This is a genomic window from Bacillus sp. S14(2024) (assembly GCF_050473785.1).
In the GTDB taxonomy this organism is placed as follows: domain Bacteria; phylum Bacillota; class Bacilli; order Bacillales; family Bacillaceae_G; genus Bacillus_A; species Bacillus_A yunxiaonensis.
In genome coordinates this window covers 3447663-3461446 of record NZ_JBFLUP010000006.1, presented here as the reverse complement: position 1 = coordinate 3461446, position 13784 = coordinate 3447663, and the positions used below count along the sequence as shown (strand labels likewise).

Below are 13784 nucleotides of genomic sequence, written 5' to 3'. Positions count from 1 at the left end.
CAACGGAGAAGGAATTTAGAAAAGAATGCAAAAAAGACCTTTGCCGTTGATAGGCAAAGGTCTTGCTAGACATATGTAATAAAATATGCCAACAAAGCCGGAGGAACATAGTTCCACGTAATGACGACTTTGTTTCAGAGAATATTTTCTCCGACGCTACTCCCCTTTGGAAATATGCTATTACTTATAATATACGAGAGCTGTTAATGTTTGTCAACCCGTAAAAAGGTCTTCGTTTGGATATTTAATATTTGTACGCTTTCTATGGGCAAAGGAAAAGGTGGATGTAAGAGTCCTCATTTTTCCAATTATGGTTAGTTTTGTTGTGAGTCCCATCGTAAATCCGACAGTTCCGAAGGCAGAAAATACTTCAAGAACGCTCGTTATTAATGGTGCTTGTTCTATTATGCTTAAAATTAACACAGCAAAGAAAAGGAAAAAAGATTATATTGTTGTGAAGATTAGAAAAGAAAAGAGGCAGAGAATATCTGCCTCAAATCCATTATTTATTTAATTATCCACGTAATTGTTGTTGTGCAAGTGAAACGAGACGTTTTGTTACTTCACCGCCAACAGATCCGTTAGAGCGGGAAGCTGTGTTAGAGCCTAAATTCACGCCAAATTCTTGAGCTATTTCATACTTAAATTGCTCTAGTGCTTGTTCAGCGCCAGGGACAAGTAGTTTATTTGTTTTTGCCATATGAGTTATACCCCTTTTCTTATTTTCAGCTTATGGTAGCTGATAATCTTATTGTTTGTGTTCTGTTTTCACTCATACGCGGAAGTAATCGGTCATACTAACAATTCTTGGATGAAATGAAAAAAGAGTAGCAGCGCTACTCTTTTTTCATGACAGTTGCTGTACCTTCAACAACAACTTTATCGTATTGATTATATACATTTGTTTGTAACGTGATGATTCTTTTGTCATCGCGTTTTTCAATTACTTCAGCGACAACACGTAATGTATCTCCAATTTTTACAGGAGCCCGAAATGCCATATTTTGAGATAGATAAATGGTATTTTTTCCCGGAAGCTTTGTTCCAAGTATTGTTGAAATAAAGCTAGATACGAGCATACCATGAGCGATGCGTTCTTTAAACATCGTTGTTTTTGCAAAAGAATCAAGTATATGAATTGGATTTACATCGCCCGTAAGTTTTGCGAAAGCAAGAATATCTTCGTCTAAAATCGTTTTTGTTAAAGAAGCTTGATCACCAATGTGAATCTCATCATAATACAGCTCAGGGACAGATTCCGCTTCTTGAAAAAGATTCATTTCTTCCTCCTTCTTTTCCATGTTGAAAAATGGGAGTGCTCCTGATGTAATGGGAGAAAGAAAGAGACGAGTATTTTTTGCAGTAAGTTTCCACATTTTTCTTATTTCATGGAAGTAAATAGATTGTTTGAGTTTTCCTCGAACTTTTTTACGAGGTCTAGTTGCATGGATTTGAATTCTTCTAAAAAACTTTCTAATTGTTTTTGAACCTCTTGACGTTGTTGTTGCTGCTGGCTAATTAATTGTTTGACTGCTTCTTCGAATTGCTCGCTTGTTTGTGAAAGTAAAGATAAAGATGCTTTTGTTGGAGACACAGTAAGTTGGTGCATATGGTTAGAAAGTTCATTCCATTTTTCTTGCCAGTCATCAATTTGTTCATTAAAGGAATGCCCAGCAAATTGTTTTACATATTCACTATATTGCGCGCTTGCTTGTGATGAAAATTGTTGAAGTTCTTTTTCGATTTCTTGTGTACTTTCTGTTAATTTATGCAAAGCTTCCTGCTGATGTTTCAACGTTTCTAATGTAAGTTGTTCCATTTGTTTTCCCGCTGAAGAAAAAAGGGAAAGAGAGTGTGACCAATTTTTCCAGAATGCATCAACAAGTTCGTGTGGTTTCGTTTCCATGACTTGACCCCCAAATAAATTTTTTACATATTGTGAACGCAGATTAATCTGCTGTGTCACCAAAAGAGGATGAAGATTTCTCATCCTTTGTTGGAACAGTTGAAAATGGGAAGAATGCATTTGTGTACAGGTTAAAAAACGTACGAAGCATTTTTTGGTATTGTTCAAATGAACTAGCGCAAGATGTTAAATATTCCTCTCCATATTCCGTTAAAGAATAAATCCGTTTTGCTGGACCCCCTTCACTTGTATCCCAAGTAGAAGATATGAGGTTTTCTTTTTCTAGTTTGCGTAAAGTCCTATATACATTGCCTTGATCAATAGAAGAAAAGCCAATATCCATTAGCATTTGAATGAGTTTGTAACCGTGAAGACTCCAGTCTTTAAGACAGAGAAGTAAGAATGGAACTAAGAAGTTTTTTGGCATGGAGTTTGGTTGTTTCGTTTGGGTTGTGTCCAAACTTTCTTTTTTTTCTGGTTCATTTTGTAGCATGATTGTGCATCACCTCATGAATCAGTTAGATGGAATTTTTTTCTTATATGTGCAATTTACACCTATCTGTATTTTTTGTCAATGTGTTTTTAGAAAATAAAAAATTAAATACATACTTGAACTTTTAGTCGGAATATTAGAAAATAATGAATAGATTGAATTGTTTCAATAACTAAATAAAGGAGTGTAGGAGAAGTGATTGAACAAAAACTCGATCCATTACAAGCTTGGAAAGAAGTTTACGAACAGACAGAAAAGTTTTGGGGAAAGACGCTCAATGAAACAGTCAAGACAGAAGAATATTCTGCATGGATGGGAAGCGTTCTAGATTTGAATTTGTTTTATCAAAAGATGATGAATGATGCAACGAAGGGGTATTTAGAGAAAGTGAATATCCCAACGCAAGAAGATATCGCCAGAGTTGCTTCTCTTGTGATCAATTTAGAAAACAAAGTTGATAATATCGAAGAGTTTTTGGATGAAAAGATAGAGTCTCTTGGACAATCTCCTACAATAAAGCGTGATGTAACAAAAGTAAAACAAGATATTCATACACTAGAAAATAAATTAGATAAAATTTTGGAATTGTTAGAAAAACAAAATAAAGTATTAGAAAAATTACAAGTACCAGCAGTACAAGCAGTACAAGCGAAAAATGATAATAAAAAATAATTTCGTTAAATATATACTCGTTCAGAAAGAGGAAGGGAGAACCTCTTTCTAGCGCGGTATATCATTTATAAATGTGTCTATTCATTGCGGTGGGCGTCTAGGAAAAGTTCATCCATCATGTGGCCGCGAATTATAACAAAGGGGGAGCAAAAATGGCTCAATTACATGGAAAAGTAGCAATCGTAACAGGTGGAGCAAAGGGAATTGGAAAAGCAATTACAGTAGCACTAGCACAAGAAGGTGCAAAAGTAGTGATTAACTACAATAGCAGTAAAGACGCTGCTGAGAACCTTGTGAATGAGCTAGCAAAAGAAGGCCATGATGTATATGCTTGTCAAGCGGATGTTTCTAAATTAGAAGATGCAAAACGTCTTGTAGAAGAAACAGTACAACATTTTGGTAAAGTGGACATTTTAGTTAACAATGCTGGTATTACGAGAGATCGTACATTTAAAAAGTTAAACCGTGAAGATTGGGATCGCGTTATCGATGTAAATTTAAGCAGCGTATTTAATACAACAAGTGCTGTACTTCCATACATAACAGAAGCAGAAGAAGGACGAATTATTAGTATTTCTTCTATTATTGGGCAAGCTGGTGGCTTTGGGCAGACGAACTATTCAGCTGCAAAAGCTGGTATGATTGGGTTCACAAAATCTTTAGCATTAGAACTTGCAAGAACAAATGTAACAGTAAATGCGATTTGTCCAGGCTTTATTGATACGGAGATGGTAGCAGAAGTTCCGGAAAATGTTCGTGAGCAAATCGTAGCGAAAATTCCGAAGAAACGTTTCGGTCAAGCAGATGAAATTGCAAAAGGTGTTGTATATTTATGCCGCGATGGTGCATACATTACAGGACAGCAATTAAATATTAACGGCGGTTTATATATGTAATCTAACAACAAAGAAGTGCATGTCTATGATAGGTATGCACTTCTTTCTTTCTAAAAGAAATGAAAATAAAGGAGTTGTAAAAATGACAACATTAAGAGCGGAATGGGAAAAACAATTAGAGTTATATCCAGAGGAATATCGAAAAGCATATCGACGCTTTAAACGAGCAAGTGAAGTGTTACTTCGTGAACCGGAGCCGCAAGTGGGCTTAACACCGAAAGAAGTTATTTGGACGAAAAATAAGACGAAGTTATATCGTTACATTCCAAAACAAGAAAAAACACATTCTGTTCCTATTTTGTTAATTTATGCTCTTATTAATAAACCGTATATTATGGATTTAACACCAGGGAATAGTTTAGTGGAATATTTAGTAGACCGTGGCTTTGATGTGTATATGCTAGATTGGGGAACATTTGGTTTAGAAGATAGTCATTTGAAATTTGATGATTTTGTTCTTGATTACATTGCAAAAGCTGTAAAAAAAGTATTGCGCACAGCAAATGCGGAAGAGATTTCTCTTCTTGGTTATTGCATGGGCGGAACTTTAACTTCTATTTATGCTGCCCTTCATCCGCATATGCCAATTCGTAATTTAATTTTCATGACGAGCCCGTTTGACTTCTCGGATACAGGTTTATATGGACCATTATTAGATGAAAAATATTTTAATTTAGATAAAGCAGTTGATACATTTGGGAATATTCCTCCAGAAATGATTGATTTCGGAAATAAAATGTTAAAACCAATTTCCAATTTTGTAGGCCCATATGTAGCGCTTCTTGATCGCTCAGAAAATGAACAGTTTGTAGAAAGTTGGAGATTAGTTCAAAAATGGGTTGCGGATGGAATTCCGTTTCCAGGAGAAGCATATCGTCAATGGATTCGTGAGTTCTACCAAAAAAATAAGTTAGTAAAAGGGGAACTTGTCATTCGCGGCCAACAAGTGAAATTAGAAAATATTAAGGCAAATGTATTGAACATTTCTGCTAAACGTGATCATATTGCACTCCCATGTCAAGTGGAAGCATTGTTAGATCATATTTCTAGTATTGATAAGCAATATGTGTGTATCCCGACAGGGCACATGTCAATTGTATACGGAGGAACAGCAGTAAAACAAACGTATCCGACAATTGGTAACTGGCTTGAGGAACGTTCAAAATAAAGCGAAACTTCTATCAGTGGGTGTTTTTCCCACTGATAGTTAGTTGAGCCAATCGGGCTCATACGGGCAGTTAGCCACCGAGGGAAGCTGAAGATACTGCCCGTTAGAGCGGGGTAAAGCGAAACTTCTATCAGTGGGTGTTTTTCCCACTGATAGAAAGCCCGCCCAATCGGGCTCATACGGGCGGCATTGAAAGAAGTGAGAACCGCTGTTAGAGCGTGATAATTTAAAATCCAGCTAGTGAAAACTAGCTGGATTTTTTTATGGGAAATAAAGAAAAATAATAAGGCAAAGAAAGACACCTTTATTTTAGGAGAGATTTGATGAAACTGCAATTTGGAAAATTGTTTTGGAATGAAGGAATTTCTGCACCCTGTTATAAAATGTTGGAAAATGATATGATATGTGATGTGCTTATTATTGGAAGTGGTCAAATGGGTGCTCAACTTGCATATATGTTATCGGCAATTGGACTACAAGTGACAGTTGTAGATAAAGGGAAAGTTGCAAGCGGAAGTACACTTGCGAATACAGGGTTGCTACAATATACTCAAGATAAATCATTAACTTCATTTGTGCATACATTTGGTGTAGAAAAAGGAGTTCGAGCATATCGATTATGTTACGATGCGCTGGATACTTTGGAACAAGTGGTAACAAAACTCGATATAGATACTGAATTTATTCGTAGAGGAAGCTTATATTATGCAAGTAATAAAGAGGATGTTTCATTTCTACGTAAGGAATGTGATACATTACGATGTTATGATTTTCCTGTTGAGTTTTTTACAGAAGAGGATATAACGAAACGTTACTCATTTACAAAACCAGCTGCTTTATATACAAGAGGAGATGCAGAAGTGAATCCGTATGTGTTGACACATGCTCTTATTCATAAAGCAAAAAAGAATGGAACGACTATTTTTGAAGATACAGAGATTGTTCATATTAAATCTGTTCATAAAGATATAATCTGTTATACAAAAAACGGCAAGAAAATTATATGTAAAGCGGTTATTATAGCTACAGGATACGAAACGCAACAAATAAAAAAAGAAGCAAATGCAACTTTGGCAACTTCTTATGCAATTGTCACAAATGAACAACCAAACTTCGATGGATGGTACAAGCAGTCGTTAATTTGGGAAACTGCGCGTCCGTATTTATATTGCCGCACGTATAAGAATCGAATTATAATCGGTGGCTTAGATGAACCGATGATGTTACAAAAATATGGTGACACACACCTACTACATAAAAGAAATCTTCTTATTCAAATAACATCAAAATTATTTCCACAGTTGAAACATGTACAAGCAGAATATTATTGGGCAGCAATATTTGGCGGAACTCATGACGGAATGCCCATTTTGAAAGAGGATGAATCGATTGCAAATCTCTATTATGCATTAACTTATGGCGGGAATGGTACCGTCTATGGTATGGTATTTGCAAAAATATTTCAAGAATTATTTGCACATGGGAGTAGTTCGGATTTCGAAATATTTCGTCGTAAAAAAAGTTAAAGAAGTGATGGAATGAAAGCTATTAGGAAATTGCTACAACATTTAAGGCCGGTACAGCTCATCGTTTTATTTTATGGTATTGCTGTTATTGTGTCTGTTATATTATTAAGCATGCCATTTGTTATAAAGCCAGGAGTTAAGTGGACATTTATTGATGCTTTATTTACATCTGTTAGTGCAGTAAGTGTAACAGGTTTATCCGTTGTGTCGATTCCAGATACATTTACTACAGCAGGTATTGTTATATTGGCACTTATTTTACAATTAGGTGGCCTTGGTATTATGGCGCTTGGTACGTTTGTTTGGATGATCACAGGAAAGAAAATAGGCCTGCAGCAGCGGCGCCTAATTATGGCAGATCAAAATCAATGGAGTTTAGCTGGACTTGTTCATTTAATGCGCTCTATTTTAATATTAATTGTTTCAATTGAAGTAATTGGTGCACTGTTATTAGGAACAAGATTTTTAAACTACTTCCCTACTTGGAAGGAAGCTTATTTTCATGGTTTTTTTGCAGCTGTTAGTGCTACAACGAATGGCGGATTTGATTTGACGGGACAATCGCTTGTACCGTATCAAGAAGATTATATCGTACAAATTATTCATATGCTTCTTATTATTTTAGGGGCAATTGGTTTTCCGGTATTGATTGAAGTCAAGCAATATATAGGTAAAAAGAAACATGAATTATTTCGGTTTTCATTATTTACAAAACTCACAACGACAACGTTCTTTACTTTAGTGATTGTTGGAACAATCGTTATTTTTCTGTTAGAGTGGAATCATTTTTTACACGGGAAATCATGGGATGAAATGTTGTTTTATACATTGTTTCAATCAGTTACAACAAGAAGTGGCGGCTTAGCAACGATGGATATTCAAGAATTTTCGCCTCCGACACTTTTCTTTATGAGTATATTAATGTTTATTGGAGCTTCCCCAAGCTCTGTTGGCGGTGGCATTCGTACTACGACATTTGCTGTTAGTATCCTCGTATTGTATTCCTTTGCAAAAGGCGGTAAAAGTGTGCGAGTATTTGGAAGGCAATTACACGAAGAAGATATTGTAAAAGCATTTGCTGTTACATTGATGGGTGCTTTGCTATGTGCCGTAGCACTATTTGTTTTATGTATAACGGAACCATTTCCATTAATGAACCTTGTTGTAGAAGTATGTTCAGCATTTGGCACAGTTGGTTTATCGACTGGAATAACACCGGAACTTACAACAACTGGGAAAATTGTATTGATGGCACTCATGTTTATCGGGCGGATTGGTATTTTAACGTTCATATTTGTAATTGGCGGAAAAGAGAGACCACCCCGATATAGGTATCCGAAAGAACGGATTATTGTTGGATAAGAAGAAGCTGTTCCAAAAGTATCATTTTTGGACAGTTTTATTATTTTTACACAAATATTTTTTCTCAGAAAAGAATACTTGTGTAAATGTTTTTATCTCACTATTCACGGGAAGTAAGATCTATACCGATGGAAGTTTCACTTTATGTCCAAGTACAAAAATCAATTTAATTTATATAAAAAGAAGGAGCTGTTTCCAAAAAGATTGGTATTTACTAATCTTTTGGAAACAGCCATTTTTGTATTAATCGTTAATACCAAACTGCGGATGCATAAAAGTTTCTTCTGAATCATTATGGTTCTTTTGCAGTAATTCTTGATTTTCTTCAGAAATCCAGCCGATATCATTTGTTGGATGTACCCATTGGTCTCCAGCCATAATAGCAGGATCAATATCATCACTCCACTGATTCAGGGGGCTATTTTCTGAATTATATTGGCTGTCGCCAATAATCACGCCATACTCATTGGTGAATGGTGGTTGCATCGTGATCCCAGTTCCTTTAAAAGAAGGAAAATTCATTTGATGCGGAATTGTTTCATCAAGAATCGGAGAGTCGATTGGTTGGTTTCTCTTCACATTTACCGCTCCTTGTTTATGAAAGTGAAAGGCATATATACCTTCCTAATTTATAGCATTTCCTCACATTGCATATTCGCAACTTGTTAACAGTTACCATCTATAGAGTGGAGTTTCAATGTCCATATTAGTACTGTAAGCGTTGGTTTTATATAAAGGATTAAGGAGTGTTTCGTATGGTAAAACGAAAGGTAAGTCGTAACGCAGCTGCAAGAAACAATCAAACTCCAAAAGAAAGCTTGCCGGATGCGGAATTTGCAGTCGAGTACGAAAATGAAGATGTTGCAAAATATGCAAATCGCAATTCGAAAAAAGGCAAGAAAAACTGAGGCGTTTTTTATAAACGTCTCTTTTTTGTGGGATTTTTTAATTGTTGTAAATTCATTGTTATGTTGTAGGCGAAAAAGAGGGAGAAAACATAGAAGTAGCAACGTATTACACAAAAACAAACAAAAGATTAATCTTTGTTTAATATAGTTTTTACACTTTACGTTTATATTGAAATTATACATATGAAAACAAAGGAGAGGACAAAACATGAAGAAAAATTTTAACAACAGGGATGGTCTTTTTCTTATTTATCCCGCTATTCGCAGACAGTAAGCCCTCTATCTCAAGATTGAGAGAGAAGCGAAGAATTTATATACATGAGTAAGTAGTATTGGTATAAGAGAAATAAGACTTTTATAAGTGGAGGTGAAGTCATGTCTGTTGTCGGAGAAGAGCGTAAGCGGATCATTATTGAGCAAGTAGAGTTAAGAGGAAAAGTAAACGTATCAGAGCTTGCAAAAGAACTTTCGGTATCAACAGAAACAATTCGTAGATATTTAGGAGACCTAGATCGCGAGAAGAAGTTGAAGAAAGTATATGGGGGAGCAGTCGGATTACCAGGGACTAAAGTGGATCCTCCAATGCTAGAAAGAGAAATGCTATGTTTAGAAGAAAAAAAACGTATTGGCTATAAAGCAGCAACTTTTGTAGAGGATGGTGATGTCATTGTTATTGATGATGGTAGCACACCACTCCAAATGGTACCATATCTTATTTACCGAAAAAATTTGACTGTTATTACAAACTCGTTTCCCGTTGCAACGCAATTAATTTCTTTTATTAATAAGAAAATGATTGATGGTCAATTGTTGTTTATTGGTGGAAAAGTGACTCCCAAGCATTGCAGGGTATCAGGGTCTATTTCTCAACAAGCCATTCAGCAATTTCACTTTGATAAAGCATTCATTTCAATTGATGGACTTCTGCCTACTTTCGGAGTTTCAAGCTTTGAATTAGAGAAAGCGAAGTTATCAGAAGCTATGATTCGACAATCAGAAGAAACATTTATTTTATGCGATCATACAAAGCTGGGAATAAGAGGGAATTATCGTATTTCTGGATTTTTAGATATACATCATGTCATTTGTGATAAAAGCATGCCACATAGCTTTGAAGAAGAGGTAAAGAGAGCGGGTATTCGCTGGACTATTAGTTAGAAAAACAGGGGCTTCCGGTATGAATGAAAGCCCCTGTTTTTCTTGTGAAATTATGTAAGTTCTGTTAATCAGCTCACATTTGTTGCATATAATTCACATTGTGTCGTTTTCGGATTGTAGTAGGCAACAAGGATGGAAGGTCTTGAAATCATTTCACCATGCTTCATGTAAGAGTGGTAGTCAAATGGTATATGCTCTATAATGGTATGTTTATACAAATCTTTTTCTGCCAATTGAAGCGTAGCAAATTCGTCTCCTAGTATGTTCGGGCGTTCCATAATCATTTTGTAGTAGGAATTTACTTCCTCCTTTTTCTTTTGTTCCGTTATCCATGATTTACGAGGACGATATTTATGATTTTGTAAATAATCAACTGTCAATAAAGCCTTAATCGTATGAAGTTGTGTCGTTTCTCTTGATTGTAAAAATTGATACAGACGTTGGAATAAATCTTCTAGTTGGTGTCCAATTCGGCTCCATCCTTGTGTATCCCAATAAGTTCCAAATTCTTGAAAGAAATCAAAAGGTGTATCAAATGTATGAGATATAACATATGACACAGCGTTATCCATACGATGGGCATTCCAATATTTTTCTAATACATCTTCAACTTGTTTAATTTGAATAATTTCATCAAATGATAGGACATTATTTCCAAGCATTTCGTATGGTGCCTGATTCATGTATACATATTGATAATCATTTGCTTGAATTCGAAGTCCTGTACCACGCAGCATTTTTAAAAAGCCAAGTTGTAATTCTTCTGGTCTTAAAGCAAAGACATCATTAAATGTTTTTCTGAATGATTGATAGTCTTCTTCGGGCAGTCCGGCAATTAAGTCTAAATGTTGTGCGATTTTTTGTCCATCACGAACCATTGTAACTGTTCTCGTCAGTTTTTCGAAGTTTTGACGTCGTTTTACAAGGTCGTTTGTTTGATCGTTTGTAGATTGTACACCAATTTCAAATCGGAACAAGCCAGCAGGGGCATGTGTATTTAAAAATTCAATGACCTCAGGCCTCATAATATCGGCTGTAATTTCAAATTGAAATACGGTTCCAGGTACATGTTCATCAATTAAAAATTGAAACATCTCCATGGCATAGCTACGGCTAATGTTAAAAGTACGATCGACGAATTTTATAACACGTGCACCATTCTTCATTAAGTAGCGAATATCCTCTTTAATACGTTCGCGATCAAAGTAACGAACGCCAACCTCAATAGAAGACAAACAAAATTGACAGCTAAACGGACAACCACGACTTGTCTCAATATAGGTAATGCGTTTACTTAAATGTGGAATATCTTCCGGAAAACGATATGGTGATGGTAATTCTTTTAAGTTTAGTTTCTCACGTTGCGGTTTTATTACATGGGTACCATCAGCTTTTATAAATCCGATACCGTCAAGCTTTTCAAATTGCTGTGCACCTTGTATTTCAAATAGAAGATTTTTTACAGCAATTTCTCCTTCACCAATAATAATAAAATCGATTTCTGGAACACGTTTTAGCCAATCTGTCACATCATATGTAACTTCTGGACCACCGACAAAAATGATAAGATTTGGATTAATCTTCTTGAGCATTTGAATGACTTCAATTGTTTCTTCGATGTTCCAAATATAACAGCTAAATCCTATTACATCAGGTTTACGCTTATGCAAATCAGTAACAATATTCATGGCAGGATCGTTAATCGTATATTCAGCCATTTCTAAATCAAATTCAGGCTGGGCATATGCTTTGATATAACGAATTGCTAGATTTGTATGAATGTACTTTGCGTTTAACGTACTAATAACAACGTTCATATTTTTTCCCTCAACTTTAATTTAGAATTACATTGTTTAGTATAGGCATATATATGGAAAAAAAACAACATTCGCAAAATGTTGGCTATGTGCAAAAAAAAAGGACACATTTTTTCTTGATCGTCATATAATTTACCAACAGAAAAAAAGTTGGTTATGGGAAAGAAGGGAGAAGAGGTGAGTAACAGAATGCGTGAGAAGATAATAATATATGCACATATACTACAAAAACTACGCATTATTAATGAACAAGAGAAGAATGCCATGCTGCAAATTATGATGAACAAAAGAGCCTTATAACAGGGCTCTTTTTATTTGGATAAAGTTTATGGAACATGGCAAAAGCGTATTGACAAAAAAGGTTTCTCATGTGATAATTCAATTAAATTTTGCGAATTATCAAAAAAATATCGCCTTTTACATAGAAACAGAAGATAACAATACGGGGGTGACAATGTGTTATTATTTTTAAAGAAATGGAAAGAATTACGGGATATTAAGATGGAGTTGGCTCTTCGTGATTGGTTTTATGGGACAAAAATTAGCTTATCAATGCGTACGTCTAAAGATCCGCTTACATTTTTAGTTAATATAGAAGGGAAAGATAAAGGATTATTTGCGGAAGATGATTTTATTGTAGTCAATAGTACGTGTGAACCAGTATTTGCGATTGATGAGAAACCAGCTTCAGAGTCATTTATGCATGCAGATATTTATAAGAAAAGTCAGGCAGAATGCATTTTACAAGTACAAACAGTTGATAGTCATTTAATGTCTGAGTTATATGGAAAAGAAGGAGAAGTAACGTTTGAACAAAGAAATGTAGAACGTGTTTTTGGTAAGGAGGGCATTACAGGTATTACAATTCCAATTGTAGAAAATGAAAGTAAATTTGCGAATTTGCTAGAAGAGAGTGTGCCTTGCTTTACCGAGGGCGGAGGAGCTGTGCTTGTTCATAATTACGGATTAATTGTATGGGGAACAACGCCAGAAGAAACAAAAAAATGGTTAGAAGGATTAGAGTACTTAATGAATTATCATGTGAAACTGTTAATGATTAAAGGAACGAAAAGCTCAGTTATTTAATTGAAAGTCTTCTTTAGGTAGAAATACCTAAAGAGAGATGGGATAAGGTACAAAGAAACTTTGAAAATGAAAGCGTTTTTATAAATGAATTTTTACTCATAAAATATGGCTCTCCTTATTATATATAGATTACATGTCGTCATGTGGGGAGGAACGTATTTTGCGAGTTAAATATCATTTTCTTCCAAAGCAACAGGTTGTGACTTGCTCAGAGAATGAAGATGTAGAACGGGCGTTAGAGATAATGGATCATTGTGGATATAGAGCGATTCCTGTCTTAACAGAGGATAGTAAGACTTTCAAGGGTATTATTTATAAAGCGGATATGTTAGAGAATAAATGTAGGGAGAAAGAAGGAAGCAAAGAAAAAGTTTCGGAGCTAATGGAAAATGAGCAAGCATTTATTTTTGAGCGTGATTCTTTCTTCCGAGCTTTTTATACAATTCGTCGACTGCCATTTCTAGCTGTACTAAATGATTACCATGAGTTTGTGGGCATTTTAACACATTCTAATATTTTTGATGTAATTGAAGACTCATTTGGAATGAATACAGGTGGGTATATATTAACGTTAGCGACGCATGAATCTAAAGGAATTATTAAAGAGCTTGGCACATTATTAAAGTCTTATAATATCGGTGGTTTATTTACGTTAGATAATGGTGATCAATATATAAGGCGTGTTATTGTTAATCTTACAGAGGATTTAAACCAAAAAGAGCTAGAAGCATTAGTGGCAAGATTAGAAAAAAAAGGTTTTCGAGTCAGTCATGTAGACCGTATTTAGAAATA

At 35.2% G+C, this 13784-nt stretch carries 16 protein-coding genes and 1 pseudogene; 10 read left to right on the top strand and 7 right to left on the bottom strand.

What is annotated here, in order from left to right:
• Nucleotides 1–213 precede the first annotated feature (213 nt).
• The 5 genes and pseudogenes from AB1279_RS17705 to phaQ all read right to left on the bottom strand — a co-directional run.
• Nucleotides 214–438 (bottom strand): annotated as a pseudogene (locus AB1279_RS17705) (TrkH family potassium uptake protein); the annotation flags it as partial.
• Nucleotides 439–514: 76 nt separating this feature from the next.
• Nucleotides 515–700 (bottom strand): alpha/beta-type small acid-soluble spore protein, encoded by a 186-nt coding sequence (locus AB1279_RS17700; protein ID WP_020061915.1) that lies wholly within the window; start codon nt 698–700, stop codon nt 515–517.
• Nucleotides 701–836: 136 nt separating this feature from the next.
• On the bottom strand, nt 837–1280 hold the full coding sequence (locus AB1279_RS17695; protein WP_429751216.1) for a MaoC family dehydratase: 444 nt from the start codon (nt 1278–1280) through the stop codon (nt 837–839).
• A gap of 101 nt (nt 1281–1381) precedes the next feature.
• Nucleotides 1382–1906, bottom strand: coding sequence for a polyhydroxyalkanoic acid inclusion protein PhaP (gene phaP, locus AB1279_RS17690; RefSeq protein WP_429751215.1), 525 nt, complete (start codon nt 1904–1906; stop codon nt 1382–1384).
• Nucleotides 1907–1949: 43 nt separating this feature from the next.
• The gene (gene phaQ, locus AB1279_RS17685) at nt 1950–2399 is read right to left on the bottom strand and encodes a poly-beta-hydroxybutyrate-responsive repressor (RefSeq protein ID WP_429751214.1); all 450 of its coding nucleotides are present in this window, start codon (nt 2397–2399) and stop codon (nt 1950–1952) included.
• Between the two features lie 195 nt (nt 2400–2594).
• On the opposite strand from phaQ, the gene phaR reads away from it, so the two are divergent.
• From phaR to AB1279_RS17660, 5 genes are all read left to right on the top strand, one after another.
• Nucleotides 2595–3071, top strand: coding sequence for a polyhydroxyalkanoic acid synthase subunit PhaR (gene phaR, locus AB1279_RS17680; protein WP_429751213.1), 477 nt, complete (start codon nt 2595–2597; stop codon nt 3069–3071).
• A 152-nt stretch (nt 3072–3223) separates the two neighbouring features.
• Complete coding sequence (locus AB1279_RS17675) at nt 3224–3967, top strand: acetoacetyl-CoA reductase (RefSeq protein WP_429760097.1); 744 nt, start codon at nt 3224–3226, stop codon at nt 3965–3967.
• 82 nt (nt 3968–4049) lie between these two features.
• Nucleotides 4050–5135, top strand: coding sequence for a class III poly(R)-hydroxyalkanoic acid synthase subunit PhaC (phaC, locus tag AB1279_RS17670; protein ID WP_429760096.1), 1086 nt, complete (start codon nt 4050–4052; stop codon nt 5133–5135).
• Between the two features lie 323 nt (nt 5136–5458).
• Nucleotides 5459–6661, top strand: coding sequence for an NAD(P)/FAD-dependent oxidoreductase (locus tag AB1279_RS17665; RefSeq protein ID WP_429760095.1), 1203 nt, complete (start codon nt 5459–5461; stop codon nt 6659–6661).
• Nucleotides 6662–6673: 12 nt separating this feature from the next.
• Nucleotides 6674–8023: a TrkH family potassium uptake protein gene (locus tag AB1279_RS17660; RefSeq protein WP_429760094.1), complete on the top strand. Its 1350-nt coding sequence runs from the start codon at nt 6674–6676 to the stop codon at nt 8021–8023.
• Between the two features lie 243 nt (nt 8024–8266).
• Here AB1279_RS17660 and AB1279_RS17655 read toward each other — a convergent pair whose 3' ends face one another.
• On the bottom strand, nt 8267–8602 hold the full coding sequence (locus tag AB1279_RS17655; RefSeq protein ID WP_429760093.1) for a DUF3905 domain-containing protein: 336 nt from the start codon (nt 8600–8602) through the stop codon (nt 8267–8269).
• 176 nt (nt 8603–8778) lie between these two features.
• Between AB1279_RS17655 and AB1279_RS17650 the strand changes: the two genes are divergently transcribed.
• Together AB1279_RS17650 and AB1279_RS17645 are read left to right on the top strand one after the other, a co-directional pair.
• Entirely contained in the window at nt 8779–8931 is a 153-nt protein-coding gene (locus tag AB1279_RS17650; protein WP_429751206.1) for a hypothetical protein, read from the top strand.
• A gap of 375 nt (nt 8932–9306) precedes the next feature.
• Nucleotides 9307–10089, top strand: a complete 783-nt coding sequence (locus tag AB1279_RS17645; RefSeq protein ID WP_429760091.1) for a DeoR/GlpR family DNA-binding transcription regulator — start codon at nt 9307–9309, stop codon at nt 10087–10089.
• 68 nt (nt 10090–10157) lie between these two features.
• On the opposite strand, the gene AB1279_RS17640 is transcribed toward AB1279_RS17645, so the two are convergent.
• The gene (locus tag AB1279_RS17640) at nt 10158–11906 is read right to left on the bottom strand and encodes a B12-binding domain-containing radical SAM protein (protein ID WP_429760090.1); all 1749 of its coding nucleotides are present in this window, start codon (nt 11904–11906) and stop codon (nt 10158–10160) included.
• A gap of 177 nt (nt 11907–12083) precedes the next feature.
• On the opposite strand from AB1279_RS17640, the gene AB1279_RS17635 reads away from it, so the two are divergent.
• From AB1279_RS17635 to cbpA, 3 genes are all read left to right on the top strand, one after another.
• Nucleotides 12084–12206, top strand: a complete 123-nt coding sequence (locus AB1279_RS17635; RefSeq protein ID WP_429751203.1) for a hypothetical protein — start codon at nt 12084–12086, stop codon at nt 12204–12206.
• Between the two features lie 156 nt (nt 12207–12362).
• Nucleotides 12363–12992 (top strand): class II aldolase/adducin family protein, encoded by a 630-nt coding sequence (locus AB1279_RS17630; RefSeq protein ID WP_336482629.1) that lies wholly within the window; start codon nt 12363–12365, stop codon nt 12990–12992.
• A 160-nt stretch (nt 12993–13152) separates the two neighbouring features.
• Nucleotides 13153–13779, top strand: coding sequence for a cyclic di-AMP binding protein CbpA (cbpA, locus tag AB1279_RS17625; protein ID WP_429751202.1), 627 nt, complete (start codon nt 13153–13155; stop codon nt 13777–13779).
• Nucleotides 13780–13784 lie beyond the last annotated feature (5 nt).